This is a genomic window from Streptomyces sp. NPDC054866 (genome assembly GCF_053610745.1).
In genome coordinates this window covers 1,145,794-1,158,495 of record NZ_JBSGZA010000003.1, presented here as the reverse complement: position 1 = coordinate 1,158,495, position 12,702 = coordinate 1,145,794, and the positions used below count along the sequence as shown (strand labels likewise).

General features: G+C 70.5%; 12 protein-coding genes. 3 read left to right on the top strand and 9 right to left on the bottom strand.

All coding sequences use genetic code 11. The features are described from left to right. From ACWGI2_RS20695 to glgB, 3 genes are all read left to right on the top strand, one after another. The coding region (locus ACWGI2_RS20695; RefSeq protein WP_453696728.1) for an alpha-glucosidase C-terminal domain-containing protein at positions 1–741 on the top strand (741 nt) is incomplete at its 5' end. Between the two features lie 120 nt (positions 742–861). Beyond that, positions 862–2,283 carry a maltokinase N-terminal cap-like domain-containing protein gene (locus tag ACWGI2_RS20690; protein ID WP_453696727.1) on the top strand — a complete coding sequence of 474 codons (1,422 nt, stop codon included), beginning with the start codon at positions 862–864 and terminating at the stop codon, positions 2,281–2,283. A 26-nt stretch (positions 2,284–2,309) separates the two neighbouring features. Then, positions 2,310–4,631 carry a 1,4-alpha-glucan branching enzyme gene (glgB, locus tag ACWGI2_RS20685; RefSeq protein ID WP_453696726.1) on the top strand — a complete coding sequence of 774 codons (2,322 nt, stop codon included), beginning with the start codon at positions 2,310–2,312 and terminating at the stop codon, positions 4,629–4,631. Here glgB and ACWGI2_RS20680 read toward each other — a convergent pair. The 9 genes from ACWGI2_RS20680 to ACWGI2_RS20640 all read right to left on the bottom strand — a co-directional run bounded on the left by ACWGI2_RS20680 (position 4,606) and on the right by ACWGI2_RS20640 (position 11,707). Next, positions 4,606–6,855, bottom strand: coding sequence for a HelD family protein (locus ACWGI2_RS20680; protein WP_453696724.1), 2,250 nt, complete (start codon positions 6,853–6,855; stop codon positions 4,606–4,608). The two genes, glgB and ACWGI2_RS20680, sit on opposite strands and share 26 nt — an antisense overlap. A 157-nt stretch (positions 6,856–7,012) precedes the next feature. After that, positions 7,013–7,351: a thioredoxin gene (gene trxA, locus ACWGI2_RS20675; RefSeq protein WP_453696787.1), complete on the bottom strand. Its 339-nt coding sequence runs from the start codon at positions 7,349–7,351 to the stop codon at positions 7,013–7,015. Positions 7,352–7,386: 35 nt separating this feature from the next. Continuing rightward, positions 7,387–7,788 carry a MerR family transcriptional regulator gene (locus ACWGI2_RS20670; RefSeq protein WP_453696722.1) on the bottom strand — a complete coding sequence of 134 codons (402 nt, stop codon included), beginning with the start codon at positions 7,786–7,788 and terminating at the stop codon, positions 7,387–7,389. A gap of 45 nt (positions 7,789–7,833) precedes the next feature. Further along, the gene (locus tag ACWGI2_RS20665; RefSeq protein ID WP_453398002.1) at positions 7,834–8,196 is read right to left on the bottom strand and encodes a VOC family protein; all 363 of its coding nucleotides are present in this window, start codon (positions 8,194–8,196) and stop codon (positions 7,834–7,836) included. Positions 8,197–8,229: 33 nt separating this feature from the next. Beyond that, the gene (locus ACWGI2_RS20660; RefSeq protein WP_453696720.1) at positions 8,230–9,114 is read right to left on the bottom strand and encodes an NAD(P)-dependent oxidoreductase; all 885 of its coding nucleotides are present in this window, start codon (positions 9,112–9,114) and stop codon (positions 8,230–8,232) included. 157 nt (positions 9,115–9,271) lie between these two features. Further along, positions 9,272–9,877 (bottom strand): mycothiol-dependent nitroreductase Rv2466c family protein, encoded by a 606-nt coding sequence (locus ACWGI2_RS20655; protein ID WP_453696719.1) that lies wholly within the window; start codon positions 9,875–9,877, stop codon positions 9,272–9,274. 28 nt (positions 9,878–9,905) lie between these two features. Next, a complete protein-coding gene (locus ACWGI2_RS20650) occupies positions 9,906–10,811 on the bottom strand; it encodes an SGNH/GDSL hydrolase family protein (RefSeq protein WP_453696717.1) in 906 nt (301 codons plus the stop codon). 186 nt (positions 10,812–10,997) lie between these two features. Then, positions 10,998–11,483 carry an HIT family protein gene (locus ACWGI2_RS20645; RefSeq protein WP_453696716.1) on the bottom strand — a complete coding sequence of 162 codons (486 nt, stop codon included), beginning with the start codon at positions 11,481–11,483 and terminating at the stop codon, positions 10,998–11,000. Then, a complete protein-coding gene (locus ACWGI2_RS20640) occupies positions 11,480–11,707 on the bottom strand; it encodes a hypothetical protein (RefSeq protein ID WP_453397997.1) in 228 nt (75 codons plus the stop codon). The genes ACWGI2_RS20645 and ACWGI2_RS20640 overlap by 4 nt, the downstream gene beginning before the upstream one ends. Between the last annotated feature and the right edge of the window lie 995 nt (positions 11,708–12,702).

The following is a 12,702-nucleotide window of genomic DNA, read 5'->3' as shown; positions in this document are numbered from 1 at the left end:
CAATGGGGCATCTTCCTGCGCAACCACGACGAGCTCACCCTCGAAATGGTCACCGACGAAGAACGCGACTACATGTACGCGGAATACGCCAAAGACCCGCGCATGCGCGCCAACATCGGCATCCGCCGGCGCCTGGCCACCCTCCTGGACAACGACCGCAACCAGATCGAACTCTTCACCGCCCTGCTGCTGTCCCTGCCCGGATCGCCGATCCTCTACTACGGCGACGAGATCGGCATGGGCGACAACATCTGGCTCGGCGACCGCGACGCGGTGCGTACGCCGATGCAGTGGACGCCCGACCGCAACGCGGGCTTTTCGTCGTGTGATCCGGGGCGCCTCTACCTCCCGACGATCATGGATCCGGTCTACGGCTACCAGGTCACCAACGTCGAAGCCTCCATGTCATCCCCGTCCTCCCTGCTCCACTGGACGCGCCGGATGATCGAGATCCGCAAACAGAACCCCGCCTTCGGCCTCGGCTCCTACACGGAACTCCCGTCGTCGAACCCGGCGGTGATCGCGTTCCTGCGGGAGTACAAGGACGACCTCGTGCTGTGCGTGCACAACTTCTCGCGGTTCGCGCAGCCCACGGAGCTGGATCTCCAGACCTTCAACGGCAGGCACCCGGTGGAACTGATCGGCGGGGTGCGCTTCCCGGCCATCGGCGAGCTCCCCTACCTGCTGACTCTGGCCGGACATGGCTTCTACTGGTTCCGGCTGCGCAGGGACCCGGCGTAGGCTCCACCCCTGCGACTCCCGTGCGGGGCGGTTTCCACCGCCCCGCCCTGGGCACTCTCCCCGCACAACCGGCACTCCCGCACTCCTCCCTTGTCCGCACCGCGGAAAGGACGCGACGCCATGTCGGAAGCCGTCACCCGCCCGGGCATCACCGCGGACGCGCTGCTCGCCTCGCTCGATCCGCTGCTGCGCGCGTGGCTGCCACGGCAGCGCTGGTTCGCGGGCAAGGGCCGCCCCATCACGGACTTCACCCTGGTCACGGCGACCGAACTGCTCCCGCCGACCGCCGAGTTGGGGCTGCTGCACCTACTCGTAAGGGTCCGGCAGCCGCAGGTGCCCGGGCAGGCGGTCGGCGCGCACCCACTGCCCGCCGACTGCTATCAACTCCTCGTCGGCGTACGGCGCGAGCTGCCGCCGCGGCTCGCCCCCGCGCTGATCGGACATGTGACGCGGGGGCCCCTCGCCGGGTTCACGGTCTACGAAGCGATGCACGACTCCCGTATGTCCGGATTCCTCCTTGAGGCGCTGCGCACGCAGGCACGCGTCGGCAAGCTCCGCTTCGAGCGCGACCCCCGCAAGGACATAGACGCCGATCTCGCGCCGCGCGTCCTGGGCGCCGAGCAGTCCAACTCCTCGCTCGTGTACGGCGACACGTTCATTCTGAAGCTGTTCCGCCGCATCGTTCCCGGGGTCAATCCCGACCTGGAGCTGCCCCTGATGCTGGCCCGCGAGGGCTGCCCGCAGGTCCCGGCGCCCGCGGCCTGGTTCCTGGCGGACGCCGGGGACACCAAGGACGCGGTGAACGTCCTCGGCGTGCTCCAGCCCTACCTGAAGGGCACGGCGGACGGCTGGGAGCTGGCCCTGCGGGAGCTCGCCGCGGAACGGGACTTCAGCGACGAGGCGCGGGCGCTCGGCCGGGCGACCGCGGAGGTGCATCTGGCGCTCGCCCGCGCGCTGCCCACCGTCACGCTGGGCCGCGCCCAGGTGGAGCTGGTCGCCGATGGCATGGCCGACCGCCTGGACACGGCGGCGAAGGCGGTGCCCGCCCTGCAGCCGTACGCCGCCGCCCTGCACACCACCTACGAGGCGCTCGCCGACCTGGGGCGGGGCGAGGAGACCTGGACGGCCCAGCGCATCCACGGCGACCTGCACCTGGGGCAGTGCCTGCGCTCGCCCGCCGGTGAGTGGTCGCTCATCGACTTCGAGGGTGAACCGTCGCGCCCGCTGGCCGAGCGCAGGATGCCGCAGCCGCCGGTGCGCGACGTGGCGGGCATGCTCCGGTCCTTCGACTACGCGGCGCGCTCGCACGAACCCTGGGCGCCGGAGTGGGCGGGCGACTGCCGGGCGGCGTACTGCACCGGGTACGCGGAGGTCACCGGCCGCGATCCGCGGATGGACCCGGTGCTGCTGCGCGCCTACGAAACGGACAAGGCGGTCTACGAGGTCTTCTACGAGGCCCGCCACCGCCCCGACTGGCTCCCCGTCCCCCTCGCCGCGATCAAACGCCTCGCCACGAACGGCCCCGCCACCGAAGCCCACTGACCCGCCATCGCCGAGGAGGCTCCCCCGTGACCCCCCGCCCGCAGCCGCGCAAACCGTCCGACGAGGCCAGCAAGAAGGGCAAGCGGAAGCCGGAGCCCTCAAGCCGTACGCCCGAGCCGCCCCGGCAGAAGCAGCGCAAGGCCGCCCGGCCCACGTCGCCCGTCCCCCAGGCCGACCGTGCCCGCCTCCTCGGCGGCACGCATCACGCCCCGCACGGGGTGCTCGGCGCCCACGTCGTGCGCGAGGGCATAGCCTTCCGCGCGCTACGGCCGTACGCCCGCACCGTCACCGTCGTCGCCAAGGACCTGCGGGCGGAGCTGCGGGACGACGGGGACGGGTTCTTCTCCGGGGTGCTCCCGCTGCACGAGATCCCCGAGGACTACCGGCTCCACGTCACGTACGAGGACGCCGAACTGGAGATCCACGACGCGTACCGCTTCCTGCCCTCGGTCGGTGAGTTCGATCTGCATCTGATCGGCGAGGGCCGGCACGAGCAGCTGTGGCACGCGCTCGGATCGCGCCCGATGGTGCACGAGGGGGCGACCGGGACGCGCTTCACGGTGTGGGCACCCAACGCCCTGGGCGTGCGCGTGGTGGGGAGCTTCAACTTCTGGGACGGCACGGGATTCCCGATGCGCTCGCTCGGCGGCAGCGGCGTCTGGGAGCTGTTCGTGCCGTCGGTCGGCGAGGGCGAGCTCTACAAGTACGAGATCACCAGGCCCGACGGCACGAAGACACTGCGCGCCGACCCGCTCGCCCGCCGCACGGAGGCCCCGCCCGCCAACTCCTCCGTCGTGCACGAGTCGCACCACGAGTGGCATGACGCGGAGTGGCTGGCGCGCCGCGCGGAAGTGCCCGTCCACCAGGCGCCGTTCTCCATCTACGAGGTCCATCTGGCGTCCTGGCGCCCCGGCCTGACGTACCGTCAACTGGCCGAGCAGCTGCCCGCGTACGTGGCCGACCTGGGGTTCACGCACGTCGAGCTGATGCCGGTGGCCGAGCACCCCTTCGGCGGCTCGTGGGGCTATCAGGTCACCGGTTTCTACGCGCCGACGGCGCGCCTCGGCACACCCGACGACTTCAAGCACCTGATCGACGCGCTGCACAGGGCGGGCATCGGCGTCCTGATGGACTGGGTGCCCGCGCACTTCCCGCGCGACGACTGGGCACTCGCGGAGTTCGACGGAAGGACGCTGTACGAGCACGAGGACCCCGAGCGGGCCGCGCACCCCGACTGGGGCACCCTGGAGTTCGACTACGGTCGCAAGGAGGTCCGCAACTTCCTTGTCGCGAACGCCACTTACTGGTGCGAGGAGTTCCACATCGACGGGCTGCGCGTCGACGCCGTCGCCTCGATGCTCTACCTCGACTACTCGCGCGAGGACGGCGAATGGTCCCCGAACATCCACGGGGGCCGCGAGAACCTCGACGCCGTCGCCTTCCTCCAGGAGATGAACGCCACCGTCTACCGCCGCGCCCCCGGTGTCGTCACGATCGCCGAGGAGTCCACGGCCTGGGACGGCGTGACCCGCGCGACGCACCACGAGGGCCCGGGCGGCTTCGGCGGGCTCGGCTTCGGCCTGAAGTGGAACATGGGGTGGATGCACGACTCGCTCGACTATGTATCGAAGGAGCCCGTGCACCGCAAGTTCCACCACAACGAGATGACGTTCTCGATGGTGTACGCGTACAGCGAGAACTACGTCCTGCCCATCTCGCACGACGAGGTCGTGCACGGCAAGCGGTCCCTGGTGTCGAAGATGCCCGGCGACTGGTGGCAGCAGCGCGCCAACCACCGCGCCTACCTGGGCTTCATGTGGGCCCACCCCGGCAAGCAACTCCTCTTCATGGGCCAGGAGTTCGCCCAGGGCGCCGAGTGGGCGGAGGGGCACGGCCCGGACTGGTGGCTGCTCGACCCGGCGTACGGGGCGGAGGCCGACCACAGGGGCGTACGCGATCTCGTACGCGACCTCAACACCGTCTACCGCCGCGAACCGGCCCTGTGGCAGCGCGACACGGACCCCGGCGGCTTCGCCTGGGTCGAGGGCGACGCGGCGGAGGACAACGTCTTCGCTTTCCTGCGGTACGCGGCCGAGGAGAGGGACGACGCGCCTCTCCTGGCCATCTCGCACTTCTCGCCGGTGGTGCGGCACGAGTACCGCCTGGGCGTCCCCGGCGAGTTCACCGCCTGGCGCGAGGTCCTGAACACGGACACGGCACGCTACGGCGGCGGCGACGTCACCAACCCGGACCCGGTCAAGGCCGAGCCGGTGGCGTCGCACGGCCGCCCCGCGTCCCTGCGCCTCACCCTGCCACCGCTGGCTACGGTGTGGCTGCGACCTGCTTGAGCGCCACCGGCAGTTCCTCGGCGTGCAGGATGCCGAGCCGCTGCGTGGCCCGGGTCAGGGCCACGTACAGGTCACTCGTGCCGTAGCGGCCCGGCTCCACCACCAGGACCGTGTCGAACTCAAGGCCCTTCGCCTGACGCGGGTCGATCAGAACGACCGGCCGCGTCAGGTCCGGGGCCTCCCCGGCCGTCACTCCGGGGAGCTTTCCGGCGAGCTCGGCATGAAGCTCGCGCGGGGCGATCACCGCCAGGCGGCCCTCGTCCCGTGTCTCGTCCGCCACGGCGTCGGCGACAGCCGCGGCGAGGTCGTCGGTGCGGCGCGCCCAGGGGAGCACGCCCGTGGACCGCACCGAACTCGGCGGCTGGAAGTCGGGGTACTCGACGCGCGGCACCTCGGCGGCCACGTCCATGATCTCCACGGGCGTGCGGTAGTTGACGCCGAGGCGTGTGTACTCCCAGCGGTCCTCGACGTACGGGGACAGGATCGTCTCCCAGGAGCCGCAGCCGCCGGCCTCCGCCGTCTGCGCGGGGTCGCCGACCAGCGTCATCGAGCGGGTCGGACAGCGCCGCATGAGCAACCGCCAGGCCATGGCGGAGAGTTCCTGCGCCTCGTCCACGATGATGTGCCCGAAGGCCCACGTCCGGTCCGCCGCGGCACGCTCGGCGGCACTGCGGTGGTCGGCCTCCTCCTGGCGCTCGGCCATCCGCTCGGCGTCGATGATGTCGTGCGCGAGCAGGACCTCGGACTCGTCGTCGTCCTTGTCCTCGAATTCGTACGTCCGGGATGCGTACGAGACGTCCAACACGCCCTGCGCGTAAGCGATCTGCTTGGCACGCTCGGCCTCGGCCATCGCCCGCGCCGCGCTGTCGTCGCTGCCGAGCAGCTCGGCGGCCTCATCGAGCAGCGGGACGTCGGCGGCCGTCCACGCGGCGCCGCGCGGGCGCCGCACGATCTCGGCGTCCTCGTCCGACAGATGCGGCGTCGGCTCCTCCAGGAAGTCCGCGAGGAAACCCTCCGGGGTGAGCTGCGGCCACAACTCCTCTATGGCCGCGTGCACTTCGGGGCTGGCCGCGATGGCCTTGCCGAGCTGGGCGATGTCGTCGGGGCCGAGGAAGTTCGGGCCGCCGTACGGGTCGGCGCCGAGCCGCTCGGCGAGCTGCTCGGTGAGCATGTCGATGACGCGGAAGGCGAAGTGCGGCCGGCCGAGGTTGTGCGGGACGTCCGCTTCGCGGGCCGCCGCACGCGCCTCCTCGGCGATCGTCCAGTCCAGGACGAGATCGCCGTCGTCGTGCTCGATGATCAGCGGGGCGCCGGGCTCGGGGGTCCGCTGCCGGTCGCGCAGGGCGGCGGCGAGCACGTCCTCCATCTCCGCGCGGCCCTTCACCTCGGTGGCCTCGGGGGTTTCGGTGCCGGTGGCACTCACGCCGGGGAACAGCTCGCCGACCGTCGAGAGGAGCACGCCCGTCTCGCCGAGCGCGGGCAGGACCTCGCTGATGTAGCCGAGGAAGGCGGGGTTCGGGCCGACGATCAGGACCGCGCGCTTGGCGAGCAGCTGGCGGTGGGCGTAGAGGAGGAACGCGGCACGGTGCAGCGCCACGACCGTCTTGCCGGTGCCGGGGCCGCCCTCGACGACGAGGACGCCGTGGTGCGGGGCCCGGATGATGCGGTCCTGCTCGGCCTGGATGGTCTGCACGATGTCGTGCATGCGTCCGGTGCGGGCCGAGTCGAGGGCGGCGAGCAGCACCTCGTCGGCGTTCGCGCCCTCGTGTCCGGTGCGGGTGGTGTCGCCGAGATCGAGGATCTCGTCGTGCAGGGCCGTCACGTCGCGGCCCTCCGTGGTGATGTGCCTGCGCCGGCGGAGCCCCATCGGCGTATGACCGGTCGCGAGATAGAAGGGGCGCGCGACTTCCGCACGCCAATCGATCACGAGTGGGGTGCGTTCGATGTCGGACGCACGGATTCCGATGCGCCCGATGTGGTGATCACGGCCGTCGCGGAATTCGAGCCTCCCGAAGCAGAGGCCGTTCTCTCCCGCGTTGAAGGCGGCCAGCAGTCCCGACCGCTCGGCCACCAGGACGTCGCGCTCAAGCCTGGCCTGCAGACCGTTGCCGACCTGCGTCAACGACGCCTGCACGGCGGCTTCCGCCTCCTCGCGCAGCGCGTCGAGGCGCGCGTACAGCCCGGAGACGAATTGCTGCTCTTCCCGCAATTCCTCGGTTGACAATTCAGCCCCTCGCCAGTTACAGTGCTCTTATACAGATTCTCGCTATTCCTGTGCGCTAACGAGCCAGGGGTCGCGAAAGGATCCAATATACGCAGAGAAATGCCCCGGACGTCAATTCGTCCGGGGCATTTCTCTTTCTGTTCACGTACCGCGTAGGTCAGAGCACCTCGGCCTCGGCGAGGTCGGCGAGCAGCTTGCGCTTGGGGCGCGCGCCCACCATGGACTTCACCGGCTCACCGCCCCGGAACACCAGGAGGGACGGCACGGAGAGAATCCCGTACGCGATCGCCGTCTGCGGATTGTGGTCCACGTCCAGCTGCACGATCTTCAGCCTGCCCTCCTCCTCGCGCGCGATCTCGCTGAGCACCGGGGCGAGCTGCCGGCACGGGCCGCACCACTCCGCCCCGAACTCCACGAGCACGGGCAGTTCCGACTTGAGCACCTCCCCCTCGAAGTCCGCGTCCGTCACCTCGGCCACGCCGTCCGCCTTGACCATCCCCATGCTTGCGCTCCCTCTCCCTCAGCCCGTCATCAGTTCGCACTGCCCGTCAGTTCGCACTGCGGGTCCGGGCCCCCCGGAACCGCCGCCTCGGCGCGCAGCAACTGCGCGCCCACCTGCTCGCGCACCGCACTCAACTCGCTGATCAGCGCGTCGAGTTCACCGATCTTGCGGCGGTAGACGTCGAGCGAGGCGGGGCAGGAGTCGCCCGCCGGATGCCCCGACCGCAGACACTCCACGAACGGCCGCGTCTCCTCCAGATCGAACCCGAAGTCCTGCAAGGTCCTGATCTGCTCAAGGAGACGCACGTCGTCCTCGTCGTAGGTTCGGTAGCCGTTGCTGCCGCGACGAGCAGGCAGCAGCCCCCGTGACTCGTAGTACCGAAGCGTCCGCGTGGTGGTGCCGGCCCGCTCCGCAAGTTCGCCGATGCGCATGCGTACGACGGTAATCCTTGACGTGGGCGTCAAGGCCAGCGCGGCTCAGGCACCCTTTGGCGGCTGGTGCAGGCCGAAGGTGGACCCCTGGTCGTCCTTGCAGAGCCGGAACCGGCCGAACGCGGCGTCGGACTCCTCGCTCTCGCCACCGATGGGCGCCTCGACGGTGCCGCCCAGCTTGATGACGCGGGCCAGCGCGGCCTCCATGTCGTCGACCTTGAAGAAGAGGTACGGCGCGGCACCCGCGTCGCCCCCGTGCATGCCGCCGGAAACCCCCGGGGTGTCGATCACATACCCCTGCCCCGACGGCCCCGGCTCGAAGGACCAGCCGAGCAGCTCCCCGTAGAAGGCCCGCCCCCGCTCCGGGTCCTCGACACCGATCTCGAAGAAGCTCGGTTCACCAGTCATCGCACGGCTCCTGATCTGTGACGGCGGTCACTTTCACCGTACGCCGCGTACCGCCTCGATGGTGGCCGTCCAGCCGTCCGCGCCGTGCCCCTTGGCGATCGCCCGGTCCAGGACGGCCTTGATGCCGGTCAGGGCGCCCACGTCCAGGCCCCGGCGCTCGGAGGCGTGGATGACGTGGTCGACGTTGACGGCTTCCGTGGCGAGCGGGGCCTGCTCTCCCGGGTAGTGGCCGGAGTCGACCTCGGCCCCCATCTCCTCGATGGCCGGCGGGAGGATGCCGATCAGGGCACTCAGGTACGGGGCCAGCTCGACCCCCTTCACGCCGTCCGCCCCGGCCAGCGCGAACGCGTGCACGAGGCCGGACATGCTGGTCCAGAAGAAGTCGAGCAGGGCGTTGTCGTAGACGGCCGCGAGGCCGTGGTCCTCGCCGAGGTACACGGTGTTGCCGCCGAGCGCCTTGAGGGTGCCCTCGTGCCGCTCGTACACGGACTTGGGGCCGCTGTGGAAGAGCAGGGCGTCAGGGGTGCCGATCACTGTCACGGGCACCAGGATGGCGCCGTCCAGGTAGTCGATGCCGTGCCCGGCGGCCCAGGCGGCGGCCTCGCGGGACCGCTCCGGGGTGTCCGATGTGAGGTTGACCAGGGCGCGCCCCGACAGCTCCGCGGCGATCGGGCCGAGCACGGCCTGCGACACCTCGTAGTCGTAGAGGCAGACGACCACCAGGTCCGAGGCGCCGACCGCCTCGGCCGCGGTGGCGGTGCGCGCGGCACCCCTGGCCACGAGGTCATCACCCTTGCCGGGTGTGCGGTTCCAGACGGTGGTGGGGTGACCGGCCTTGACGAAGGCACCGGCGAGGGCCTGGCCCATGGCACCGAGGCCGAGGACGGTTACGGGGGTCTTGGGCTGCTGATTTGTCATGACGACCATGCTTGGCGAGCCCTCCCCGCCTCACAAGTACCGACTAATTAGTCAGGTACTTACGAAGAGGTAAGCATGCGGGGGCACTTGGGCCCGGCGGCGGGCGGCGGGCGGCGGGCGGCATCAGGGCTCAGGCTCAGGGCTCAGGGCTCAGGGCTCAACCGAAGTCGAGTTCTCCGTACGCCCGCTTCAGTTCGCAGAAGCTCTGGACGCCCGCCATCAGCACCACCCCGTCCCACAGCCGCCCCGCCGCCTCCCCCTTCGGCGCGGGCGAGACGACAGGACCGAAGACGGCGCCCACCCCCTGGACGGAGAGCACCGGTGTCCCGACGTCGGGGCCGACCAGCGCGACGCCCTGCTCGTGCGAGGCGCGTACGGCGTCGTCGTACTCGTCCGTCCAGGCCACCGCGGCGAGTTCCGTGGGCAGTCCGGCGTCGGCGAGTGCGCGCTCGGCGCCGTCCCATTCGCCCCGCTCGTGCAGCCGTACGCCGAGCGCGTCGAGGTACGTCCCCAGCGCCTCGCTCCCATGCCGCGCGGCCACGGCGGCGCAGACCCGGCCCGGACCCCGCATGTAGTCGCCCCACTGGCCCTCGGGGTCCTCGGGGTCGACATCGAGGCCTTCGTTCAGGACCGAGAGGCTCATCACCCGCCACCGCACGGTGACGTCCCGCACCCGCTCGACCTCGCGGATCCACCGCGAGGTGAGCCAGGTGTAGGGGCACACGGGGTCGAACCAGAAGTCGACGTTCTGCTGGGCGCCCATCCAACTACCGTACGCGCTCGGGAAGTTGCTAGAAGCCCAGCACACCGATGGCCTGATCGGCCATCCCCTTCTCGCCTAGGGCGTTCGGGTGCACCGGAACGAAGTTGGTGCCGAACAGCACGGGCTCGATCCACCGGGTACCCAGGGGCTTGCAGGCGTCGTGCCCCTCCGAGGCGGCGGCCATGTCGACGAACGTGGCACCCGTCTCGGAGGCGGCGCGCTGCACGGTCTTGTTCAAGTGGGCCTGCAGTTCCCGCAGGTAGGGGACGTCACCCTCGGCCACCGGCATCTTGGCGAAGCAGGTGGGGTCGGCCTTCGCCGGGACGATCCACGGGTATCCGAGGATGCCGACGCGGGCGTTCGGCGCCTTGGCCTTGATGGCTCGCAGGGCGGTCTTCAGCGCGGGGTACGTACTGTCATCGATCGCCTTGGTGAACTTGTCTCCGTTGGCGTCCTTGCAGGGGCTGCCCTTGCCTCCGGAGAGCACTCCGGCGGAGCCGCAGGCGAGGATCGCGCTGATGAAGGTGTTGTTGTCGTTGCCGCCGATGGTCAGTGTCACCACATCGGTGTCGGCGTCGACCGCGTCGAGCTGCGGGGCCACGCCGGGGTACTGCGACCCGGCGAAGTCCTTGGTCTGGGCTCCGCCGCACGTCACGTCGGTGAGCCGGGCGCCGGTGCGCTTGGCCACGACGTGCGGGTAGTTGGCCGTCGAGCGCGCGCAGAGGAGGGGCGCGGTCGGGTCGAGGGGGAGGACGCCGGATCCGGCGCTGAAGCTGTCGCCGAGGGCTACGTAGTCGAGCGGTTCGCCGCCGGTCGCCTGGGCGGGGGCGGCCAGGCCGAGGGCGGCGGTTGTGGTGGCGGCGAGGGCGGCTGCCAGGCGCAGGGTGCGGGTGCGAGAGCTGGTGCGGGTGCTGGTGCGGGTGCGGATCGCCATCTGGAGTCTCCTTTGAATCCGATGGGGGGGCAGTCCCGGAGAGGAGCGAGCAAGCCGCAGGCGCCAACAGCCGTGCTGTGCAAGGGTTTTGGGCAGGCGTCAGCGGCTCTTGGCGGGTCTCGGTGGTACAACGCTGAAGTTACTGGCAGGTTTGAATAACAGTCAACAGTTTGCACACGCGCCCACCTAGATGGCCGAACCCTCATCCAGCACACGCCGCAGACGCCCGCAGAACTCCTCCACGGCGCCCGGATCAAGCTCCGCGCCCTCGGCGAACATCGCCATCTGGAGGGCGGGTCCGTACGCGCCGCCGTGGCGGTCGATGTCGGACGTGCGGGCGGGTTGCACGACGAAGTGGATATGACCGGGCACACGACCGGCATGCGACCAGAGGCAGACGTAGACCTGCTCGCACGCGTCACCAACTGCCGTGCGCAGGGCGGCGGTCACGCGGGCGAGCAACGGCCCGAGCTCGGCGCTCTCGTCAGCGCTCATCTCGTGTACGCCGGTGATGTGCCGCAGCGGTTTGACGACGAGGGTGCCTACGCCGAGGGGGCCGACGCAGTGCTCGACGGTCCAGTGCGGTGTGCGCAGGAGGGTGCCGCCGGGCAGGGGGCGGGTGCCGTCGGCGAGTGCGCAGGCGACGCAGGCGCTGCCCTCTCCGGGCGTCACTTGTCCGACCGGTACAGCCGAAGCTCCTGGTTCACAAAGAGCTGGACGTACCCGCACTGCCAGCAGATCAGCCCCGTGGCGGACTCATTCGCCCAGGCCAGGTTCATGAACTCCATCCCGGAACTGTTGAGCTTGACCTCCCGCTCCCGGAACAGATCTCCCCCGCAGACCTGACAGTTGATCCACATCGCACCAATGGCAGCACGCCGCGGCTTGGACGCCATCCACTTCCCCTTCCCCGTGGTCACCGACGAGACGGATCACCACGCAACGCCGATGACCTTGAGGCTAACCCCCAGCAGCTGGCCTCTGCCGGTCCGGGTACGGGGCCGGGGGTGACGCGGGGCGGGGGTGATGGGAGCGGGTCAATCGGGGCTGGGGGGGGCGGGGGGTTGGCGGGCCTGAGGCGCGCGGGTACGGGCGGGGGCTTCGCTGTGCCGGTGGTGGTGTTGGCGCCGGGGCCGGGGCCGCCCGGTTGTCCTGAGGTTGGTGGTTCCGGGCCGGGAGTCAAGGGCGCCCTTCGGGCGTCGGCTGCGCCGATTGCGCTGCGCTCCACCCTTGACACCCGTCCCTCCACCACGCGAGGGAAGACGACCGGGCGGCCACGGGGGGGGACTCTCGACCACTCCCGTCGGGCCATCCCGTTTGGCTGCCGGGTGCGGACTGGTTCGTCGAGGTGGACCCGGGGGGCGGGTGGGCGCGGCCGGTTCGGGGATGGGTGCCGGTCTCGTCAAGCGGGTGCGCACTGGTTCGTCGAGGTGGACCCGGAGGGGCGGGTGGGCGCGGCCGGTTCGGGAATGGGTGCCGGTCTCGTCAAGCGGGTGCCCACCGAATCTTCCGGGGTGACCGGCAGGGGACGAGGCGTAGACGATCCGGAGGGGCGGGTGCGGATCGCGTAAGCGTCTGCCGACCGGCTCACCGCGAGAGGCCTACCGGGGGCACAGCACCCAATTCGGGGAGGGCGCATCGAACAACACGTGCACCCTCGGCCTGCCAGAACGCAACTTCGCCAAGTAGGTGCACCACAGCACCACGGGCACCACAGCAACAGGGCACCACCACGCGGATTGCAGAAAAGTCCCACCACACCTCACCCCTGCACGGGAAGGAGTGGGACTTTCCTGCAACCCACCCCTTCGCGACCCCGCCCATGACGGCCACCCAAGCCGATCCGGTCGCCGGACGCTTGACGAGACCGCGCCCCACCCCCGAACCGGCA